The sequence below is a fragment of the Ruegeria sp. THAF33 genome (genome assembly GCF_009363615.1).
Taxonomy (GTDB): Bacteria; Pseudomonadota; Alphaproteobacteria; order Rhodobacterales; family Rhodobacteraceae; genus Ruegeria.
The window spans coordinates 183,496-202,487 of sequence record NZ_CP045384.1; the positions used below are offsets into that span (position 1 = coordinate 183,496).

General features: G+C 60.7%; 21 protein-coding genes. 10 read left to right on the top strand and 11 right to left on the bottom strand.

The window, feature by feature from the left end:
- Positions 1-79: 79 nt before the first annotated feature.
- From FIU92_RS00895 to FIU92_RS00930, 8 genes are read right to left on the bottom strand one after another with little or no spacing between them, the layout of a single operon-like run.
- On the bottom strand, positions 80-349 hold the full coding sequence (locus FIU92_RS00895) for a hypothetical protein (protein ID WP_152456765.1): 270 nt from the start codon (positions 347-349) through the stop codon (positions 80-82).
- Positions 346-951 carry a glycerol-3-phosphate 1-O-acyltransferase PlsY gene (gene plsY / locus FIU92_RS00900; protein ID WP_152456766.1) on the bottom strand — a complete coding sequence of 202 codons (606 nt, stop codon included), beginning with the start codon at positions 949-951 and terminating at the stop codon, positions 346-348. Before plsY ends, FIU92_RS00895 begins: the two co-directional genes overlap by 4 nt.
- Positions 951-2,231, bottom strand: a complete 1,281-nt coding sequence (gene pyrC, locus FIU92_RS00905) for a dihydroorotase (protein ID WP_152456767.1) — start codon at positions 2,229-2,231, stop codon at positions 951-953. Before pyrC ends, plsY begins: the two co-directional genes overlap by 1 nt.
- Positions 2,228-2,680, bottom strand: coding sequence for a hypothetical protein (locus tag FIU92_RS00910; protein WP_152456768.1), 453 nt, complete (start codon positions 2,678-2,680; stop codon positions 2,228-2,230). The genes pyrC and FIU92_RS00910 overlap by 4 nt, the downstream gene beginning before the upstream one ends.
- Complete coding sequence (locus FIU92_RS00915) at positions 2,677-3,063, bottom strand: hypothetical protein (protein ID WP_152456769.1); 387 nt, start codon at positions 3,061-3,063, stop codon at positions 2,677-2,679. The genes FIU92_RS00910 and FIU92_RS00915 overlap by 4 nt, the downstream gene beginning before the upstream one ends.
- The gene (locus FIU92_RS00920; RefSeq protein WP_152456770.1) at positions 3,048-3,566 is read right to left on the bottom strand and encodes a hypothetical protein; all 519 of its coding nucleotides are present in this window, start codon (positions 3,564-3,566) and stop codon (positions 3,048-3,050) included. The genes FIU92_RS00915 and FIU92_RS00920 overlap by 16 nt, the downstream gene beginning before the upstream one ends.
- Positions 3,563-4,498: an aspartate carbamoyltransferase catalytic subunit gene (locus FIU92_RS00925; RefSeq protein WP_152456771.1), complete on the bottom strand. Its 936-nt coding sequence runs from the start codon at positions 4,496-4,498 to the stop codon at positions 3,563-3,565. Before FIU92_RS00925 ends, FIU92_RS00920 begins: the two co-directional genes overlap by 4 nt.
- 59 nt (positions 4,499-4,557) lie before the next feature.
- Positions 4,558-5,172 carry a scavenger receptor class F, member 2 gene (locus tag FIU92_RS00930; RefSeq protein ID WP_152456772.1) on the bottom strand — a complete coding sequence of 205 codons (615 nt, stop codon included), beginning with the start codon at positions 5,170-5,172 and terminating at the stop codon, positions 4,558-4,560.
- 83 nt (positions 5,173-5,255) lie between these two features.
- Here FIU92_RS00930 and FIU92_RS00935 point away from each other — a divergent pair, with 83 nt between their 5' ends.
- The 6 genes from FIU92_RS00935 to FIU92_RS00960 all read left to right on the top strand — a co-directional run bounded on the left by FIU92_RS00935 (position 5,256) and on the right by FIU92_RS00960 (position 12,747).
- Entirely contained in the window at positions 5,256-6,023 is a 768-nt protein-coding gene (locus FIU92_RS00935; protein ID WP_152456773.1) for a uracil-DNA glycosylase family protein, read from the top strand.
- The gene (locus FIU92_RS00940) at positions 6,020-6,619 is read left to right on the top strand and encodes a metallophosphoesterase (RefSeq protein ID WP_152456774.1); all 600 of its coding nucleotides are present in this window, start codon (positions 6,020-6,022) and stop codon (positions 6,617-6,619) included. The genes FIU92_RS00935 and FIU92_RS00940 overlap by 4 nt, the downstream gene beginning before the upstream one ends.
- Positions 6,616-7,236 carry a LysE family translocator gene (locus FIU92_RS00945; protein WP_152456775.1) on the top strand — a complete coding sequence of 207 codons (621 nt, stop codon included), beginning with the start codon at positions 6,616-6,618 and terminating at the stop codon, positions 7,234-7,236. The genes FIU92_RS00940 and FIU92_RS00945 overlap by 4 nt, the downstream gene beginning before the upstream one ends.
- A gap of 6 nt (positions 7,237-7,242) precedes the next feature.
- Positions 7,243-7,785, top strand: a complete 543-nt coding sequence (moaB, locus tag FIU92_RS00950) for a molybdenum cofactor biosynthesis protein B (RefSeq protein WP_152456776.1) — start codon at positions 7,243-7,245, stop codon at positions 7,783-7,785.
- A 106-nt stretch (positions 7,786-7,891) separates the two neighbouring features.
- Complete coding sequence (locus FIU92_RS00955; RefSeq protein WP_152456777.1) at positions 7,892-9,340, top strand: efflux RND transporter periplasmic adaptor subunit; 1,449 nt, start codon at positions 7,892-7,894, stop codon at positions 9,338-9,340.
- A 5-nt stretch (positions 9,341-9,345) separates the two neighbouring features.
- Positions 9,346-12,747, top strand: coding sequence for an efflux RND transporter permease subunit (locus tag FIU92_RS00960; RefSeq protein WP_152456778.1), 3,402 nt, complete (start codon positions 9,346-9,348; stop codon positions 12,745-12,747).
- Here FIU92_RS00960 and FIU92_RS00965 read toward each other — a convergent pair.
- Positions 12,714-13,163: an NUDIX hydrolase gene (locus FIU92_RS00965; protein WP_152456779.1), complete on the bottom strand. Its 450-nt coding sequence runs from the start codon at positions 13,161-13,163 to the stop codon at positions 12,714-12,716. The two genes, FIU92_RS00960 and FIU92_RS00965, sit on opposite strands and share 34 nt — an antisense overlap.
- 4 nt (positions 13,164-13,167) lie before the next feature.
- Complete coding sequence (locus tag FIU92_RS00970) at positions 13,168-13,980, bottom strand: protein-disulfide reductase DsbD domain-containing protein (protein WP_152456780.1); 813 nt, start codon at positions 13,978-13,980, stop codon at positions 13,168-13,170.
- Positions 13,981-14,125: 145 nt separating this feature from the next.
- On the opposite strand from FIU92_RS00970, the gene FIU92_RS00975 reads away from it, so the two are divergent.
- Entirely contained in the window at positions 14,126-14,680 is a 555-nt protein-coding gene (locus FIU92_RS00975; RefSeq protein ID WP_152456781.1) for a YqgE/AlgH family protein, read from the top strand.
- Here the strand turns inward: FIU92_RS00975 and FIU92_RS00980 are convergent, their stop codons facing one another.
- Positions 14,681-15,631: an L-threonylcarbamoyladenylate synthase gene (locus tag FIU92_RS00980; RefSeq protein WP_152456782.1), complete on the bottom strand. Its 951-nt coding sequence runs from the start codon at positions 15,629-15,631 to the stop codon at positions 14,681-14,683. It lies immediately after the preceding gene.
- A gap of 138 nt (positions 15,632-15,769) precedes the next feature.
- Between FIU92_RS00980 and FIU92_RS00985 the strand changes: the two genes are divergently transcribed.
- Genes FIU92_RS00985 through FIU92_RS00995 form a run of 3 tightly spaced genes read left to right on the top strand, consistent with a single transcriptional unit; the run spans position 15,770 to position 18,976 of the window.
- Positions 15,770-17,473 carry an acyl-CoA dehydrogenase gene (locus FIU92_RS00985; protein ID WP_152456783.1) on the top strand — a complete coding sequence of 568 codons (1,704 nt, stop codon included), beginning with the start codon at positions 15,770-15,772 and terminating at the stop codon, positions 17,471-17,473.
- Positions 17,473-18,519, top strand: a complete 1,047-nt coding sequence (locus FIU92_RS00990) for an MBL fold metallo-hydrolase (RefSeq protein WP_152456784.1) — start codon at positions 17,473-17,475, stop codon at positions 18,517-18,519. Before FIU92_RS00985 ends, FIU92_RS00990 begins: the two co-directional genes overlap by 1 nt.
- 4 nt (positions 18,520-18,523) lie before the next feature.
- A complete protein-coding gene (locus FIU92_RS00995) occupies positions 18,524-18,976 on the top strand; it encodes a DUF6173 family protein (protein WP_152456785.1) in 453 nt (150 codons plus the stop codon).
- Positions 18,977-18,992: the final 16 nt, after the last annotated feature.

An 18,992-nucleotide genomic window follows, 5' to 3' on the forward strand; every position in this document is an offset into this window, starting at 1 on the left:
GCAGGCGGATCACGTTCAAAACAATGAATCGTGATTGTGCGTCAGAGAGGAACGTCTGTTCAAAATTTCAGGCCTGACATTACGCGTCCGGTTCAAAATCCAGAACAAACGCGATGACTTTGCTGGCCGCCATTTCACAAGGTCTCAGCAGCGCGCCGCTGATGCGTGTCTGATACAGGTTCATGCTGATATAGTCGGTGCCGCCCAGTTCGCGCGCAACCAGCTTGTGGGATTTCCCCTTTGCCAACTTTTGGCGCACGACGACATAGCGCCGATCCCCCGATGTACCTGTAAAACTGCCCTCGAGCAGCGCGAAAAACGCGGAAACGAAAGCGTCCGGCGGTGTCACGACTTTCCGATTTTCGGTTCAGTCCCGGCCTTGATCCGTGCGACGTTGGTGCTGTGACGCCAATAGATCAGAAGGGTCAGGATAATCCCAAGGATAAAGGATTGTCCGTTTGTCAGAACCAGCACCCAGGTCGTTGAAAGCGCGGCCGCAGCCAGCGCGCCGACCGAGGATATCCGCCAGATCGCCGCCGCCACCAGCCAGCTGAGACAGCAGGCAACTCCGACGCGCCAGTCCAGCGCCAGCCAGAGGCCCAGAAAGGTGGCCACGCCTTTTCCGCCCTTGAAACCCAGCCAGATGGGAAAGCAATGACCCAGAAAGGCAAAAAGGGCTGCGATCTGCGCGGCGTCTTCTCCGGCATAAGCACGGGCAATCAGAACCGCCGCCGCGCCCTTGGCCGCGTCGAACAGCAAGGTCAGCGCCGCGGCGGCTTTGTTGCCGGTGCGCAGGACATTGGTTGCGCCGATATTTCCGGATCCGATTTCGCGCAGATTTCCCAGCCCCATGACCTTTGCAAGCAGCAGGCCGAAGGGAATGGAGCCCATGAGATATCCAACCACCGCCCACTGGAGCAGTTCGCTGGTCGAGTTGTCGATCGGGGGCATTAGGAACTCCGGAACACTTCTTTACCTGCAACATAGGTCGAAATGACCTTACCTTGCATCCGCTGGCCGTCAAATGGCGTGTTCTGAGATTTGGATTTTAAGGCAAAGCGATCAAGCACAAAAGGCACATCCGGGTCGAACAGAAGCAGATCCGCCGGCGCGCCTTCCGACAATCGGCCGCTTTCCAGACCAAGCCGTTTGGCCGGGTTCAATGCCATCACCCGGAACAGGGTCGGCAGGTCCAACTGGTCGGCATGATACAGGCGCAATGCCGCCGGCAAGAGCGTTTCCAGCGCCACCGCGCCCGAGGCGGCCTCTTCAAACGGCAGGCGTTTGCTTTCTTCGTCCTGCGGCGTGTGCATCGAACTGATCGTGTCGATCAGGCCGGTGCGCACCGCCTCGATCACCGCCTGCCGGTCATCCTCGGACCGCAGCGGAGGCTTGACCTTGAAGAAGGTACGATAGTCGGCCACGTCCAGTTCGTTCAGCGTCAGGTGATGGATCGAGGTGCCGGCAGTGATGTCCAGCCCGTTGCGCTTGGCCCGTTCCAGCGCGGGCAGGGCGCGGGCGGTGGTGATCTGGTCGGCGTGATAGGCCGCGCCCGTCATTTCCAACAGCGCGATGTCACGGTCCAGCCCCATGCGCTCGGCCATGGGCGAGACCGCAGGCAATCCGCGCAGGACGGCGAATTTGCCGCTGGTGGCCGCGGCGCCATGGCTCAGGCCCGGATCTTGCGGGTGGGCAATCACCAGCGCGCCGCAGGATTTCGCATAGGTCAGTGCGCGGGAAAACACCTTGGTATTGGTGATGACGTGATCGCAATCGGTAAAGGCCACGGCGCCTGCGTCCTGCAAGAACCCGATTTCCGTCATCTCACGCCCTTCGCGCCCCTTGGTCAGCGCGGCCATCGGCAGCACGTTGACCGGCGCATCCGCCTGCGCGCGCCGGGTCGCGAATTCCAGCGTTTCTGGCGTATCGACCGCGGGCAGTGTATCCGGGCGGGTGACAATGGTGGTGACACCACCGGCTGCGGCAGCGAGGCCTGCGGATTTGTAGCTTTCCTTGTGCCGTTCGCCCGGCTCACACACCTTGACGCCGATATCGACGATGCCGGGGGCGAGGCACTTGCCCCCGCAGTCGATGACCTGGGTGTCAGCAACGGGCGCGTCGCCGTTGCCCTTGCCGTGAATGAGGCCGTCGGCAATGTGCAGCCAGCCAGGACTGTCCGTGCCGGTTTCAGGGTCGATCAGGCGGGCGTTGGTGAAGATCAAGGCGGTCATGTATGGGTCTCTCGGGCTTGGGTCAGCGCGGCCAACGCGGCATCCGGGTCGGGCAGATGGTCGAATCTGAAAAAGGGGTGGCGGTTAAAAACCACCGCTGAGGGCACAGTGCGGAAATTCAGGAACCGGTTGATTTCAAGTTTCTTGGTTTTTAGTTCTTTGTTGACTTGCCACGCGTTCTGCGGCGTCACAACATAAACGCGTTGCGAGCGAACAAAGCGGTCCGCCCACATCACGAATGCCAGCACGCCCGTGCAACTGATCAGCTTCCAGAAATCCCGCACCGAGTCGACAATCCACGGGCTGGCGAACCACGCCAGACCGACAGAGCCGATCAAAATCCTGTAGGACCAACCCAGATGAGGTGGGAAGAAACCGTTATGCGGCCGCCCGAACCATAGAACCTGTTCGCCCTCTGGTATCTTCTCGCGCCACCATTCGTCGCTCATCCCATCGCCCTTTCAATCGCGGCTTTGGTGGCGGCCGGGTCTGACTGGTATTTGATCAGATGCTTGTCGCCGGTTTTGGTGACAACCTGGACGAAGCTGCCCATGATATTCACGGCGGTGATCTGGTTCAGCGGCACGCTGCGTCCGCCGGGACCGGTCAGTGCGGTGTCTGACAATTGCCAATTCGAGACCAGTTCTTCCGAGGCCAGATACCACGCGCGAAAGCCGATGGCGGCCAGGCCAGCTGGGGCTCCGGTCCAGACGTAAGGATTGCCGATCAGCCACAGCACGGCCATTGCACCGGCCATGGCCACAGCAGCCAGCCATGCATTTGTGCGGATATAGGCCCCTTTGTCCGGGGCGAAGATCACAGGATCAGCCATAAGATGCCTCCGATGACCACAAGCGCGACCAGTGCGAGAATGGCAGATCCGACGCGGCGGGGGGTGTCACTTGCTGTGGCGGTTTGCGGGGCGGAAAAGGGTTTGGCGCTTTCGGTTTCGATGATCCCCCCGGTCCAGTTCGTGGCCTCTTCCGTGAACAGGCCGATCAGGCGCAGGCGCGGATCGGGGTTCAGCGTCGCCGGGTGCCCGTTGAAAGCCGCGCTGCGAACGACCATGACCCAACCGTCGACAGAGGCCAGAGCGTTCCGGTCCAGCTGGTCCGCAGACACGCCGCAGCCTTCGGTCAGATAGCCGTAAAGCCCAAGGTCTTCGAGGTCGGAGACCGGGAAAATATCGATATGGCTGGAATCCAGCCCGTCGACCCCAAGCACCTGATCGGCGGCACCCGGTTCGCGCAGGAACTTCGCCTCTTCCGGGCGCATGTCCAGCGTGAACAGGCGCAGAACGCCGCGTTCGTGGGGGGCGACGGTCAGATCGCTCATGCGGCCTCGCGCAGGTTGCGCGCCAGCAAATCCATCGCGGCCATGCGGACGGCGACGCCCATTTCCACCTGTTCCTGAATGACGGATCGATTGATGTCGTCCGCCAATGTGCCGTCGATCTCGACCCCGCGGTTCATCGGGCCGGGATGCATCACGATCGCGTCCGGCTTGGCCTGCGCCAGCTTTGCGGCGTCCAGCCCGTAGCGGTGGTAATATTCGCGTTCCGAGGGGATGAACCCGCCATCCATCCGCTCTTTCTGAAGGCGCAGCATCATGACGACGTCAACGTCCTTGAGGCCCTCATTCATGTCGTCATAGATCTCGGCCCCGAACTCGGCGAATTGCGCGGGCACCAGCGTCGGCGGGCCAATCAGGCGGATGCGGTTTTCCATCTTGCCCAGCAGGATCAGGTTCGATCGGGCGACGCGGGAATGGGCGACATCGCCGCAAATGGCAATGTTCAGCCGGTGCAGGCGGCCCTTGGCGCGACGGATGGTCAGGGCGTCCAGCAGGGCTTGCGTGGGGTGTTCATGTTTGCCGTCACCGGCGTTCAGAACGGCGCAATTGACCTTTTGCGCCAGCAGATCGACCGCGCCGGAATGCGGGTGCCGCACCACCAGAAGATCCGGGTGCATCGCGTTCAGCGTCATCGCGGTGTCGATCAGGGTCTCGCCCTTTTTGATCGAGCTGGCCTGCATCGCCATGTTCATCACATCCGCACCCAGACGCTTGCCCGCCAGTTCGAAACTGGCCTGCGTGCGGGTCGAGTTTTCGAAGAACATGTTGATCTGGGTCAGCCCCGACAGAACGTCCGAATGCTTGGTCGACTGGCGGTTCATGTCGACATAGGTCTCGGCCAGATCCAGAATGTCGGTGATATCGGATTGCGACAGATGCTCGATGCCAAGAAGGTGACGATGGGCGAAACGCATGGGCGGGCTCCTGTCTGACAATCGCGCCGCTTATAAGAAGCCGGGCGGCGCAAGGCAACCTAAGGTTCCGTACCCTCAGGCAGTTTTTCGCAGCCGCCTTCGGGCAGGCATTGCTCGCCCGGCTTGCACCACTTTCCATAACCGCAGTCGATGGCCTTGATCGGTACGCAGCCTTGATGCGCCGAGCATTTGAAACCGGGGCGGCATTGTGATCCGGTTTCCTCGCACAGGAACCACCCCGGACGCGAGCAGCCCCCGCCGGGCAGGCAGGCCGAACCGCGCGCGCAGGTTCTGCCATCAGCGCATGTGGTCGGTGGCGTCGTATCCAGTTCGGGTGCGCTTCGTTCACACTCGCCACGGCCATTGCAGAAACTGTCGCCCGGACAATCCAGCCGCGATGCGCATTTGTTCAGGCCTGCGGGCGCACATCTGAGTCCACCGGCAACGCAGCGTTCGAACGGACCGCAACTGCGCCCGCCGCCGCAATAGGTGCCGCCCAGTGGAATGCAATGGCCATCAAAACTGCATCTTTGCCCGCCTGAACAACATGTGCTGCCGCATTTGAACTGACCCGCACGGCATTGCCCGTGTTTGTCATGAAATGTGGCCCATGCCGGATCATCGGTGACAACCAGCACTAATCCAATGATGAGGAATCGCAGAAATCTGAGCATCGCATGCCGATGGTCGGCGCGACAGAGCGACCGATCAAGCCCTATTCGCTTTCCCTCAGCCCTCAGGCGGGTAAGTTATCCCTATGGAATCGGGCTTGGACTATTATTCTGCGCGGGCGCTGCTGGAATGGCAGATCGAACTGGGTGTGACCGAGGCAATCGGTGATGTGCCGGTTGACCGGTACGCGTTGCCCGACACCACGGCCAAACCCAGGAAACCGGAAACGCCCCCCGCCGCCCCGGCTAAGCCCAGCGATTTGGACCCGGTAGCAATCGCGGGATCCGCAGCACGGGGCGCGGGATCGCTGGATCAGCTGCGCGCAGCGATGGACGCGTTCGAGCATTGCGAGCTCAAGCGCGGTGCGCGGCAGTTGGTCTTTGCCGACGGGACCCCCGGCGCGCGCGTGATGATCATCGGCGAGGCGCCGGGTCGCGATGAGGATCGCGAGGGCAAACCCTTTGTCGGCCGTGCGGGTCAGTTGCTGGACCGGATGCTGGCGGCAATTGATCTGGATCGTCGCGAGAATGTCTATATCACCAATGTGCTGCCATGGCGGCCCCCGCAGAACCGCGACCCCAAGCCCGAAGAGATCGGGATGATGAAGCCGTTTCTGGAACGCCACGTGGCCCTGGCCAGACCCGAGGTTCTGGTTGTGATGGGGAATATCAGCTGTCAGGCGGTGCTGGGCAAACGCGGCATCACCCGCCTGCGCGGCAAATGGGATCAGGCAATGGATCTGCCAGTGATTCCGATGTTCCACCCGGCTTACCTGCTGCGACAACCGCAGATGAAACGGCAGGCCTGGGCGGATCTGCTGGACCTGAAAGCGCGGCTGCGAGGTGCAACATGAAAGTTCTGGCATTCTCTGATCTGCACATGGCGCGCAACCGGGCAGCCGATCTTGTTGCCGCCAGCGCCGAGGCTGATCTTGTCATCGGTGCCGGTGATTATTGCAATTCGCGTCAGGGGCTGGACAAGGCGATGCAGATGCTGTCCGGCATTTCGGCCCCGCTGGTCCTGATCCCGGGAAACGCGGAAAGTTTAGAAGAGCTGGGCAATGCGGCCCCGGACGGTGTTCATGTCCTGCACGGATCTGGCATGACCATAGACGGCTTGCGCTTGTTTGGTCTTGGCTATGGCGTACCACCGACCCCGTTCGGAGACTGGTCCTGTGACCTGACGGAAGGTGAGGCGACCGAGATGCTCGACCGGTGTGAAACGGCTGATGTCCTGATCGTTCATTCTCCGCCCAAAGGGTATGGGGATCAGACATCGCAAGGCCTTTCGGTCGGATCGACTGCCATACGGGATGCGGTGGAACGCCTTCAGCCGGGATTTGCGTTCTTCGGTCATGTGCATGAAAGCTGGGGCTATCGCGGGTCCTTGGGGCGAACGCATTTGGCCAATCTGGGCCCGATGCCAAGTTGGTTTGAGGTGGATGCGTGATCGAATTCCAGACTTTGCTGGTCTTTGTTCCAGCGGCACTGGCACTGAACCTGACGCCCGGTGCTGATATGATGTTCTGCTTTGGCCAAGGGCTGCGATCCGGGGCGTGGCCTTCGGTATCGGCAAGCGCCGGCGTGTCCGTGGGTTCGATGATTCACGTGCTGCTGGCAGGGCTTGGGCTGGGCGCTGCGGTGTCGGCGCTGCCCTGGCTTTTCGAAGTGATCCGCTGGATGGGTGCCGCTTACCTGATGTTTCTGGCTTGGGGAGCGGTCCGGAACGGCGCTTCGACAGGGGATGCGCCTATGCGGTCGACGCGCATGGCATTTCGGGATGGGATGTTGGTCAACCTGACCAATCCCAAGGTCATTCTGTTCGTGCTGGCGTTCATACCGCAATTCGTCGACCCGACTGCGGGATCGGTTCTGGTGCAGTTCCTGATCTTTGGGCTGATCATCGCGTTTGGCGGGTTCTTGGTAAACGGGCTGGTCGGAATTTTTGCCGGCGGGGCAGGCAAGGTGCTGATCGGCAACCCGCGCGCCTCGCGTATTTTTGGTTGGGTCACAGGGGGTATATATTCCGCCCTCGCGATCCGGCTTGTCATGATGGAAAGGGCCTGACGCAAGATGTCACGCATTGACGAAACCAAGGAGTTCATCCCCGTCAGAATTGCCGTTCTGACCGTTTCGGATACCCGATCGATGGACGAAGATCGCTCGGGGCAGACATTGGTGGACCGGATCGAAAAAGCGGGCCATGTTGTTGCGGATCGCCAGATCATCCGGGATGAGCGCGACCAGATCGCCGATCAGTTGCGGGCATGGGTGGCTAATGAACAGATCGATGTCGTGATCTCGACCGGTGGAACGGGTCTGACGGGGCGGGACGTGACCGTCGAGGCGCATCGGGACGTGTACGAAAAAGAGATCGACGCATTCGCTACTGTCTTCACCATCATTTCGATGGAGAAAATCGGCACTTCGGCGGTGCAGTCCCGTGCAACCGGGGGGGTTGCGGGGGGAACATACCTTTTTGCATTGCCCGGCAGCCCGGGGGCCTGCAAGGATGCGTGGGATGGGATTTTGGAAAAACAGTTCGATTACCGGCATCGCCCCTGCAATTTTGTGGAAATAATGCCCAGATTGGACGAACATCTGCGACGGAAGTAGACTGGTCGTACGTTCAATTCCGTATAACCGCTTTGTGGCTTGGCATAATTCGTGATCCGGCTACATGTTGTGGACGGCAGCTTGGTGCAACCGGGGTAACTGTTTGATGCGATTTCTACGGCAGAGTCTTGTCGGTATCTTTCTGGCGTTCCTGACGCTTGCTCTGCTGTTTATTGCCGCGCAGATCATCATGGGTGCCGTTCAGGACGTCCTGACGCGTGAGGACCAGGCGCCCGCCGCCCGCGAACGGGTCTTTGCGGTTGCCGTACGTCAGGCCGAAGCGGAAACCGTAATCCCATATCTCGAAGCATTCGGAGAGGTCCAGAGCCGGCGCAGACTTGAATTGCGCGCGGCACTGGGTGGCCGCGTTGTCGCCCTGGCAGAGGATTTCGTGGATGGCGGAACGGTGACTGCCGGGGAAGTTCTGGTTGAACTGGATCCGGCGGATGCCCAATCCGCGCTGGATCGGGCCAAGTCCGATCTATTGGACGCACAATTCGAAGAACGTGATGCCGAACGGTCTTTGCTGCTGGCGCAGGACGAATTGAAATCGGCCGAGGCGCAAGCCGAACTGCGGGAACGGGCGCTGCAACGGCAACGCGATCTGGAGTCCCGAGGGGTAGGCGCCGCCGCCAGCGTGGAAGAGGCGGAACTGGCGGCTGCTTCGGCACAACAGGCTGTGCTGGCGCGCCGTATCGCGCTTGCGCAGGCTGAATCCCGCGTCGATCAGGCAACGACGTTGTTGGCGCGGGCGGTGATCGCCTTGGAGGCAGCCGAACGCGATCTTGACGATATGACCATTCGGGCCGGATTCAGCGGTACGCTGACCGATGTGACGCTTGTGGAAGGGCGGTTGGTGTCGGCGAATGAAAAACTGGCTGAACTGGTTGATCCAAACGCTCTTGAAGTGGCGTTCCGGGTGTCGACGGCACAATATGTACGTCTGTTGGACGAGAATGACAGGCTGATCAACGCACCGGTCACGGTTTCGCTTGAGGTGACGGGCACCGATCTGACCGCGACTGGTCATATCAGCCGCGACAGCGGCTCTGCGGGCGAGGGTCAGACCGGACGACTGATCTATGCGCGTCTGCAAGAGGCATCCGGTTTCAAGCCCGAAGATTTCGTCACCGTCTCGGTTCAGGAACAACCGCTTGCCAATGTGTTCCGCTTGCCGTCTTCGGCATTGGACGCATCGGGAACGGTTCTGGTGCTGGGTGCGGATGACCGCCTGGAAAGCTTGCCGGTGCAGCTTGTCCGCAGACAGGGTGACGAGGTTTTGCTGCGGGGCGACGGGTTGGAAGGGCGCGAGGTTGTGATCGGGCGCACGCCGTTGCTTGGATCTGGCGTGCGGGTGCGGCCCTTGCGGCTTGAGGCCGGGGCAGACCCGGGTATGGTCGAACTGTCAGATGCGAAACGCGCTGAACTCGTGGCCCGGGTCGAGGCCAGCGAAACCATGCCTCAGGATGAGAAAACTCAGGTTCTCGGTCAGTTGCGGGAAGCGCGCGTCCCTTCATCTCTGGTGCGGCGCATTGAAACCAAGGCCGGGGGCTGAGCGTCATGATGCGCGAGATACCTGGCGCAGCGGGTGGCCTTCTCAGCTATTTCACACGGCACCGGACGGTCGCCAATTTGCTGCTGCTGGTGATGCTGGTTCTGGGTGCAGCGGCTATCCCGAACATGCGGGCGCAGTTCTTTCCGGATGTCATTCTGGAACGCGTTGATGTCACCGTCTCGTGGGAAGGTGCAGGCCCCGAGGACATGGATGCAGGTATCGTGCAGTTGTTGGAACCTGCACTGCTGGCCGTTGAAGGGGTAACCAGCACCGAGGCCAGCTCACACCCAAGTTGGACCCGCGTCAGACTGGAGTTCGAGCCGAACTGGGACATGTCCCGCGCGGTCGAAGACGTCCGGACCGCGATAGACGGTGTGACGGATCTGCCCGAAGGTTCGGAAGAACCTGAAATTCGGCGCGGCGCTTGGCGGGATCGGGTGACGGATGTCGTTATCAGTGGCCCCACAGACACCAATCAACTGGCGAAGCTGACGGATGAGTTCATCAACCGCTTGTTCTCGGCAGGGGTTACGCGAACGGAAATCAGGGGCATTGCCGCGCCTCAGATCATTGTCGAAATCACCACGGCGCAATTGATCGCCAATGACATCACCATGGAAGAGATCGCGTCGGCGATTGCGGCCGAGGTCAGCACCGATCCCGCTGGTGAGGTTGAGGGCGCAGGTGCGCGTATCCGGGCCGGAACCGAAAAGAGGACCCCGGAGCAGATCGAAGACATCGCGCTGCGGACCTTTGCCAACGGGGCTAAGCTGAAAGTCGGTGATATCGCCAGGATTCGGGTCGAAGGTGTCACACGGCATCGCAGTTATTTCGTCGGCGACGATCCGGCCATGTCCATCCGGGTCGACCGATCAAATCTGGGCGATGCGATAGACATCCAGCACACGGTCGAAGATGTTGCCCGTGAAATGCAGGCCAGCTTGCCCGAAGGTGTGAAGATTGAGCTGATCCGCACCCGCGCTCAGGCCATAACCGACCGATTGAACATTCTGGTCAACAACGGGTTGATGGGTCTCGGCCTTGTCGTCTGCCTGCTGTTCTTGTTCCTCAACGCGCGCATCGCCTTCTGGGTTGCGGCGGGTATCCCCGTGGCGATGTCGGCCGCAATCGCATTGATGTATCTGGGGGGCTTGTCGCTGAACATGGTCTCGCTGTTCGGCCTGATCATCACGCTGGGCATCGTGGTTGATGACGCCATCGTGGTGGGAGAACACGCGGATTTCCGCGCCCGGCGTTTGGGTGAGCCGCCTGTTGTGGCTGCGGAACGTGCGGCGCGGCGGATGGCCATGCCGGTGCTGGCTGCGACTGTCACGACGGTAATCGCGTTTTTCGGTCTGACCCTGGTGGGCGGACGTTTCGGAGAATTGATCCGCGACATTCCCTTTACGGTGATCGCCGTTTTGATCGCTTCGCTGGTCGAATGCTTTCTGATCCTTCCCAATCACATGGCGCACGCCATCGCGCATTCGGCCAAGGAACACTGGTATGATCTGCCCAACCGGGTCGTCAACCGTGGTTTCCGTTGGGTTCGGGATCACTTGTTCCGTCCCTTGATCGCCTGGGTGATATGGGCACGCTACGTGGTCGTGGCGCTGATGATCGCGGTACTGGCCAGCCAGGTGGCACTGTTCATTCGCGGCGACGTGAATTGGCGTTTTTTCAATGCACCAGAGCGAAGTTCCGTGACCGGCGGCTTTATCATGCGCGAAGGTTCGACGCGATCAGATACGCTGGAAATGATGCGCCTTCTGCAACAGGCGGTCAATGACTTGGGCCAGATCTATGAAGAGCGTCATGGGCGCAATCCGATCGACTATGTCCTGGCCGAGGTTGGCGGCAATGCAGGCCGACAGCTGGCTGCTGCGGATGGTAAGGATGGCAGTTTGTTGGGTGGTATCTCGATCGAACTCATCGATGCCGATCTGCGCCCTTATTCAAGTTTCGAATTCGTCGGAGAGTTGCAGGAATTCGCGCCGCGCCATCCCAAGCTCGAAGTGATCAGCTTCCGGGGGTGGCGGTCCGGCCCGGGTGGCGACGCCATCGACGTGCAGTTTTTCGGCTCTGACGTGAGCGTTCTAAAGGCCGCGTCCGAAGACTTGCAGGCCGAGCTGTCGAAATTTCCCGAAGTCTCGGCGCTGGAAGACAACCTGGCTTATGACAAGGAAGAGTTCATCCTGGACCTGACTGCACAGGGAGAGGCGCTGGGTTTCAGGATAGAAACGCTTGGTCGCGCCTTGCGCAATCGCCTGAACGGTATCGAAGCTGCAACTTTCCCGGACGGGCCACGCAGTGCCGAGATCCGTGTGGAACTGCCTGAAGGCGAACTGACGGCTGATTTTCTCGAGCGTACGCTCATGCGGTCTCCTGATGGGGTTTACGTACCGCTGGCCGACATCGTTTCGGTCGAGCGTGAATCCGGTTTCTCGACGGTTCGGCGCGAAAACGGTCTGAGGGTTGTTTCGGTCTATGGCGACATTTCCGAGGATGACCCGGCACGCGCGGCTGAAATCGAACGGGCGATGCAGGAAGAAATCCTGCCGAATATCGCTGCCGAACGGCAAGTCGAGTGGCGCATGTCGGGCCTCAGCGAACAGGAAAATGAATTCCTTGCCGAAGCCCGCACCGGTTTGATCCTGTGCCTGACAGGTATCTACCTTGTTCTGGCCTGGGTGTTCGCCAGCTGGACAAGGCCAGTGGTTGTCATGGCAATCATACCTTTTGGCCTCGTTGGTGCAATCTGGGGCCACTACATCTGGGATGTGCCGCTCAGCATGTTCACGGTGGTCGGGTTGCTGGGCATGACGGGGATCATCATCAACGACTCGATCGTTCTGGTGACGACGATAGATGCGTATCAAAGAGACCGTGGTCTGGTTCCGTCCATTGTCGAAGGTGCAGCGGACAGGTTGCGTCCCGTGATGTTGACCACTTTGACCACGGTTCTTGGACTTGCACCGTTGCTTTACGAAGGCTCGCAACAGGCGCAATTCCTCAAGCCGACCGTGATCACGCTGGTTTACGGGCTTGGGTTCGGGATGTTGCTGGTTCTGATCCTGGTGCCTGCTCTGCTGGCGATCCTCAATGACGTGGCGCGTCCTATGACAGCCATGCGCCGTGCCGCGCGGGCACCCGACCGGGTGGTTCGCGGGGCGCTGGCGGCAACCGGGGCCGCATTGGCTGTTTGGTTCGGCCTGACGATGATTTGGCCCGCGGTTACAGGCGCACCGCTTGGCGTGCTGCAAGGCCTCTATGCGGGTGGAGATGGCATTGCGGTGCTGCGAATGGGGTTGGGTGCATTCCTGGCCGGGGCAATTCTGATCGTGGTCCTGAGCGTGATCCTGTCAGGTTTGCTTTATGGGCGGCTGACAAGATCGGCCGATGCCTGATCCGCGCGGATCGCGTGTTCCAAAAGGTCGATGACCCGCGCGCTCATCGGCAGGTCGCCCCGGCGTATCTGCTCGATGGCAAACCAGCGGGCATCCAGCGCGTCGTCACCAGCTTGTGGCGTGCCGGAATGATAGCGGCAGGCAACGCCGACCAACAGGTAATGGGACAAAACCTGCCCCGCCTTGTCGTGACGCAGCAGATCCAGATTTCTCAGGTAGTGTGACGGTTCCGCAATCACCGAGGTTTCTTCCCGCAACTCGCGCTGCGCCGCCTGCAAAACGGTTTCACCCCACTCTACATGGCCGCCGGGGAACCCCCACAGCCCTTTGTCCGGCTGTTTGCTGCGCTGAACCAGAAGAACCTTGTCCTGATGCAGAACAATCGCCAATGCACCGATCTTGGGGGATTGGCTCATGCACTCAGCCCGCGCTACAGCCCAGAATATCCACCGCGTGGTCGGATCCCAGAACGGTGATCCGGATCTCGGACCGGTCCAGCGCAAAAGGTGCACCTGATGCGTGTATGATTTCAGCTTCGGCCACCAATGTATCCCCCTGCCTCTGAGATACGGGTTGCGAGGCCCATAGCAAAGGATTGCCGGGTTCGATCACGGCGACTTCTCGACCACCCGCGGACGGCATCGTCATCCGTGCCTCGATCCGCATCCCATCTTTCGTGGGCGTCAGATTGCAGGTGGTCTTGGTGACACGGGCTTCGCGCGCGGAATAGGGCCTTTGCGCCATCGCTGCGGCAATCGCCGGGTTGCGATCAGCTTCGGCGTCCAGCGTGTGGTCGAAATCCAGGCGTTCCGGGATGCAAACGTCTTTGCAGACCCCCAGATCCATCTTACCTTTCAGACGGACCGGTTTTGCCGGGTTGCGCGGAGTGACCTTGATGGGCAGGACCAGCTGATTTTCATAGCCAATCGATTGCAGTCCATTCTGGTCAAAGACTTCGGGCGAGGGCCAGATGATTTCCACCTGGCCGACATTGCTGGATCGCTTCCAGTCGAACTCGGGCGGGATGCCGGAATCTCCTGGCGCGCGCCAGTAGGTCTTCCAGCCATCCTTGAGCGTCAGTTTCAGCGCGGTCATGTAGGTGCCGTTGGTCGTCCGTCCACCATCCAGAACATCCAGCCGAACCACGTTGTCCAAGTCTTGCGCGGCAACTGGAACGGACAGGCTCAGACACGCGAGCGCGGCGACGGCGGTGAGTTTGATCGGCATCTTCATACCCCATAAATGCGCGTCGATGGCGCGGATTCCAAGTCACGATCCGGTCACTGCGTTGAAATCTGTCGAAATACGGGTTGGTCTCTTGCAAACTGGGGTGCGGCAGGGCCATTGTTGACGTGAACTGACAAAGAGATGACGGCCCATGGACCTGACCGGAAAACTGTTGATTGCGATGCCCGGAATGGGCGATCCGCGATTCGACCATTCGGTGGTGTATATGTGCAGCCATGGCGACGATGGCGCCATGGGATTGATCGTGAACAAGCCTTCGGATCTGCGAATCAAGACGTTGCTTGGGCAGCTGAACATCGCCTGCCGTATCCCGGTGATCGGAGAGCGCCTTGTGCATTTCGGTGGCCCGGTCGAGATGTCGCGCGGATTTGTCCTGCACAGCGCCGATTACGAGGCCAATCTGCATTCAATGCATATTTCCGCGGATTTCAGCATGACGGCGACACTGGATGTGCTTGAAGATCTGGCCTCTGGCAGCGGACCACTGAATTCGATGCTGACGCTGGGCTATTCCGGCTGGGGCCCGGGTCAGCTTGAGGACGAAATCGCGATGAACGGCTGGCTGACCACCGAAGCGACGACGAAACTTGTCTTCGACGTGCCTGATGACGAAAAATGGGAAGCTGCCTTGGCGACGCTCGGGGTGGATCCTCTGACGTTGTCCGCCAGCGCAGGCCGGGCCTGATCAGCTGTCGCGTGGCGCAGCGGCGCGGCGCAGCCTGTCGTTGATTGCGGCCCCCAATCCGGTGTTCGGGATCGGAGATACGGCAATTGGTCGGCCGGTCTCGTTCAATCTGTGAAGGGCTGCAAAGAGGTTCGCGGCCGCCTGGGTTAGACGTCCATCGACAGACAGGTTCAGGTCGCAATCCACCGCTCCAAAGCCCAGCAGAACCTCATCCCCGTGACGCGCAGTGGCGTTCAGGCGGACCGGGGCGTCGGGCGCATAATGCGACTGCAACTGCCCCGGAGCGGTCAGCAGATCGCCGGATTGGTGCAGGTGCAGGTGCAGGTTCAGCACGCTTTCGATCCGGTCCAACGCAACGCCGCCCGGACGCAGCAATGTGGGCTCTCCGGCCAGACCGACAATGGTGGATTCCAGCCCCACCGCACAGGGACCGTCGTCCAGAACAGCCGCGATCCTTCCGCCAAGACCGGACCACACATGAGCCGCCGTCGTGGGGCTGATCTGACCCGAGGGATTAGCCGAAGGGGCCGCGACCGGTCCGTCAAAGTCGGCCAGCAGCGCACGCGCCGTCGGATGCGCAGGTACCCGCACGGCCAGAGTGTCCAGCCCGGCGGTCACCAGCGAAGAAACCCCGTGCCCTTCGCGCAACGGCAAAACCAAGGTCAGAGGACCGGGCCAGAAGGCCTGTGCCAGCTGCTCGGCCAGATCCGACCATTGCACAAAGCGCTGGGCCGCTTCGACCGAGGCGACATGGGCGATCAGCGGGTTGAAGCTGGGCCGTCCCTTGGCCTCGTAAATCGATGCGACGGCCTGTCCGTTGCTGGCGTCGCCGCCAAGGCCATAGACCGTTTCGGTCGGAAAAGCGACCAGAAGACCCTGGCGCAAAAAATCGGCAGCCTGCGCGATGCCGCCGGGATCTGCCGTCAATTCCTGTGTGCCGGATGAGATCATATCTGATGACGCCGCGTTTTGGTTGCCTGGAACTTGAGGTAAGGTACGTAATCGGTTCAGGCCCACACGCTTACCGGCGCTTGCATTTGATTCCAAGCCCGCCGATGCATTCTGATCCGTTAGACCCCGAGAGAAATCATGCCATATCGCGCCCCAATCTCAGATTATCAATTTCTGCTGGACCATGTCGTCGGGTTCGACCAGGTCGCCGCCACCGAGACTTTTGCAGATGCCAGCGCCGATGTCGTCACGGCCATCCTGACCGAAGCGGCCAAGATGAGCGAAGAGGTTCTGGCCCCGTTGCAGCGTGCCGGTGATCTGGAACCGGCGCGGCTTGAGAATGGCGTGCTCCGCAGCTCTCCGGGTTATGCCGATGGCTGGAAGGCGATTGCCGAAGGCGGGTGGATCGGGATCAGCGCTGATCCCCAATTTGGCGGAATGGGCCTGCCGATGGCTGTCACCACTGCCGTGAACGAGATGATGAGCGCCGCTTGCCTGTCGCTGCAACTTGCTCCGCTGATGGCGCAGGGCCAGATCGAGGCGTTGGAACATCACGCCAGCGACGAATTGAAGTCGCTGTATCTGCCCAAAATGATTTCGGGTGAATGGTCTGCTACCATGAACCTGACCGAAGCTCAGGCCGGATCGGATGTGGGCGCGCTGACCTCGAAGGCTGAGCCAAATGGTGATGGCACATACTCGGTGACCGGGCAGAAGATCTTCATCTCCTGGGGCGACAACGACTTTGCTGAAAATGTCTGCCATCTGGTTCTGGCCCGCCTGCCGGACGGTGTGCCCGGCACCAAGGGCATTTCCTTGTTTCTGGTGCCGAAATACATCCCCGATGCGGATGGCAATCCCGGCGTGGCCAACGACCTGAAGGTTGTTTCCGTCGAACACAAGATGGGCCTGCATGGCTCTCCCACCTGCGTGATGCAATATGACGGCGCCAAAGGATGGCTTGTCGGTAAGGAACATGGCGGTATGGCGGCCATGTTCACCATGATGAACAACGCCCGCCTGGGCGTGGGTGGCCAAGGTGTGGGCGTTGCGGAAGGCGCCTATCAGCATGCTTTGGCCTATGCGCTGGAACGCAAGCAGGGCAGGACGCCTTCAGGTAAGATCATCGATCATGCGGATGTGCGTCGCATGATCATGGATATGCGCGCCGATATCTTTGCAGCTCGGGCGATTCTTCTGGCCAACGCGACCGCGATTGACATGGCGAAAGCCACCGGCGACGCCGATTGGGCCGCGCGGGCCGCGTTGTTGACGCCAATCGGCAAGAACTTTGGGGCCCGGACCGGGATACGCGTGGCCGAAACCGGCGTACAGGTGCATGGCGGCATGGGCTTTGTCGAAGAAACAGGTGCGGCGCAATATTCCCGCGATGTTCGCGTGACCGCGATTTACGAGGGAACCGACGGCATTCAGGCCATGGACCTTGTTGCGCGCAAAATGATGGACGGGGGCGAGGCGGCTTCGAACCTTCTGGACGAGATCGAAGAACAGGCCGAACACGCGCGTACGACGATGCCCGATCTGGCCGGTCCAGTGTGGGAGGCAACAGAAACCCTGCGCGAGGCAACCGAATGGTTGGTGGCGCAAGACGACATGAACGACCGATTTGCAGGCGCAACGGCCTATCTTCAGGCGTTTGCCCGGGTTCTTGGCGGGCATTATCACCTGTCCGCGGCTCTGGCTGATCCGGAAGGACCACGGGCCAAATTGGCGCGCTACTACATCAACGCCTTGTTGCCCGAGCATTCCGGGCTTCTGGCGCGGGTGCAAAGCGGCGCGGATGACCTCTTCTCGCTCAGCCCCGATGAGTTGGCGGCGTGATGGACGGGGATCGCGTATCGGGGATCAGATATCCGTGGGCGGAACCGCCCGCGCCGGGTGAAGCCGTCGAGGTTGCCGAGGGTGTACTGTGGATGCGCCTGCCTCTTCCGATGGCGCTGGATCACGTCAATATCTACGCGCTGGACGATGGTGAAGGTTGGACGGTGATTGACACCGGGCTGTCGTCGAACAAGACGCGGCGTATCTGGGAAACCCTGATGGGCGGGCCTTTGAAAGGTAAACCGATCACCCGTGTGGTGGTGACGCATCATCATCCTGACCATGTCGGCAATGCCGGGTGGTTTCAGTCGGAACACGGGGCCGAGCTGGTCACAAGCCGCACCTCATGGCTGTTCGCGCGGATGCTGACGCTGGATGTGCAAGAGACATGGCCGCAGGAAACGCTTGATTTCTATCGCAGCGCCGGCATGGCGCCCGAGGTTCTGAATGCGCGGATGAAGGATCGTCCGTTCAACTTTGCCGACACGGTTTACCCCATGCCGCTGGGCTTTACCCGGATCAAGCAGGGCGACGTGATCCGAATGGGAGGGCGCGACTGGGATGTGCATATCGGCAATGGCCACGCGCCGGAACACGCCACTTTCTGGAGCCGTGACGACAATCTGGTGTTGAGCGGCGATCAGATTCTCAGCTCGATCAGTCCCAATCTGGGCGTCTATGCCACGGAACCGATGGCCGATCCGGTTTCAGCGTGGCTGGAAGCCTGCGAGCGGTTGCAGACACTTGCCCGGCCCGATCATCTGGTTCTGGGCGGGCACAAGCTGCCGTTTTCGGGCCTGCCGCTGAGGATGAAACAGCTGATCGACAACCACCACGGCGCGTTGGACCGCCTGTTGAAGCATCTGCATCAACCCAGAGCGGCCGCGGATTGTTTTCTGCCACTGTTCAAACGCACGATCCGCGAAGGCGAATATGGGCTTGCGCTGGTTGAGGCGGTTGCGCATGTGAATCATCTCTACCACATTGGTGCGGTAACCCGGACGCAACGCGCTGACGGGGCATGGCTGTACCAGCGCAAAGGGTAGAAGAATGCAGGACCAGATCGAAACCTCGGCCGAGGCCGCCGAAGCCGCCGCTTTGCCGCGGTGTCACGAGGTGCACGCGGATCCCAACGCCGAGTCCGGAGCCAAGGACCTGCCCGAGGGGTTGAGGAAGCCTGTTGCCAACAAAAGCCCGGCGCAATGGGCTTACGAGCGTCTGATCATGTATATCCAGAACTTTGAAAAGACGCTGGACGGCGATCACGAAGTCGCCATGGGCTTTACCGGTGGCGATGCCGGCGTCATGCGGATCGAAGGGATGGGGTATTTCGACCCCGACATGATCACCTTTTACGGATCTGACGGAACCGGGGCCCGCACGCAATTGGTGCAGCATGTCAGCCAGTTGAACGTGATGCTGCGTGCCCTGCCCAAATCGGTCGAGGACAAACCCGCCAACCGCATCGGTTTCCGTCTGGCGGCGGATCTGGAAGACAGCTGACTTGCAATTCACGCTT

Coding starts and splice junctions, on each gene's coding strand:
- plsY (WP_152456766.1), bottom strand. CDS start 951: ATGCCCCCGATCGACAACTCGACCAGCGAACTGCTCCAGTGGGCGGTG.
- pyrC (WP_152456767.1), bottom strand. CDS start 2,231: ATGACCGCCTTGATCTTCACCAACGCCCGCCTGATCGACCCTGAAACC.
- FIU92_RS00910 (WP_152456768.1), bottom strand. CDS start 2,680: ATGAGCGACGAATGGTGGCGCGAGAAGATACCAGAGGGCGAACAGGTT.
- FIU92_RS00915 (WP_152456769.1), bottom strand. CDS start 3,063: ATGGCTGATCCTGTGATCTTCGCCCCGGACAAAGGGGCCTATATCCGC.
- FIU92_RS00920 (WP_152456770.1), bottom strand. CDS start 3,566: ATGAGCGATCTGACCGTCGCCCCCCACGAACGCGGCGTTCTGCGCCTG.
- FIU92_RS00925 (WP_152456771.1), bottom strand. CDS start 4,498: ATGCGTTTCGCCCATCGTCACCTTCTTGGCATCGAGCATCTGTCGCAA.
- FIU92_RS00930 (WP_152456772.1), bottom strand. CDS start 5,172: ATGCTCAGATTTCTGCGATTCCTCATCATTGGATTAGTGCTGGTTGTC.
- FIU92_RS00935 (WP_152456773.1), top strand. CDS start 5,256: ATGGAATCGGGCTTGGACTATTATTCTGCGCGGGCGCTGCTGGAATGG.
- FIU92_RS00940 (WP_152456774.1), top strand. CDS start 6,020: ATGAAAGTTCTGGCATTCTCTGATCTGCACATGGCGCGCAACCGGGCA.
- moaB (WP_152456776.1), top strand. CDS start 7,243: ATGTCACGCATTGACGAAACCAAGGAGTTCATCCCCGTCAGAATTGCC.
- FIU92_RS00955 (WP_152456777.1), top strand. CDS start 7,892: ATGCGATTTCTACGGCAGAGTCTTGTCGGTATCTTTCTGGCGTTCCTG.
- FIU92_RS00960 (WP_152456778.1), top strand. CDS start 9,346: ATGATGCGCGAGATACCTGGCGCAGCGGGTGGCCTTCTCAGCTATTTC.
- FIU92_RS00965 (WP_152456779.1), bottom strand. CDS start 13,163: ATGAGCCAATCCCCCAAGATCGGTGCATTGGCGATTGTTCTGCATCAG.
- FIU92_RS00970 (WP_152456780.1), bottom strand. CDS start 13,980: ATGAAGATGCCGATCAAACTCACCGCCGTCGCCGCGCTCGCGTGTCTG.
- FIU92_RS00975 (WP_152456781.1), top strand. CDS start 14,126: ATGGACCTGACCGGAAAACTGTTGATTGCGATGCCCGGAATGGGCGAT.
- FIU92_RS00980 (WP_152456782.1), bottom strand. CDS start 15,631: ATGATCTCATCCGGCACACAGGAATTGACGGCAGATCCCGGCGGCATC.
- FIU92_RS00985 (WP_152456783.1), top strand. CDS start 15,770: ATGCCATATCGCGCCCCAATCTCAGATTATCAATTTCTGCTGGACCAT.
- FIU92_RS00990 (WP_152456784.1), top strand. CDS start 17,473: ATGGACGGGGATCGCGTATCGGGGATCAGATATCCGTGGGCGGAACCG.
- FIU92_RS00995 (WP_152456785.1), top strand. CDS start 18,524: ATGCAGGACCAGATCGAAACCTCGGCCGAGGCCGCCGAAGCCGCCGCT.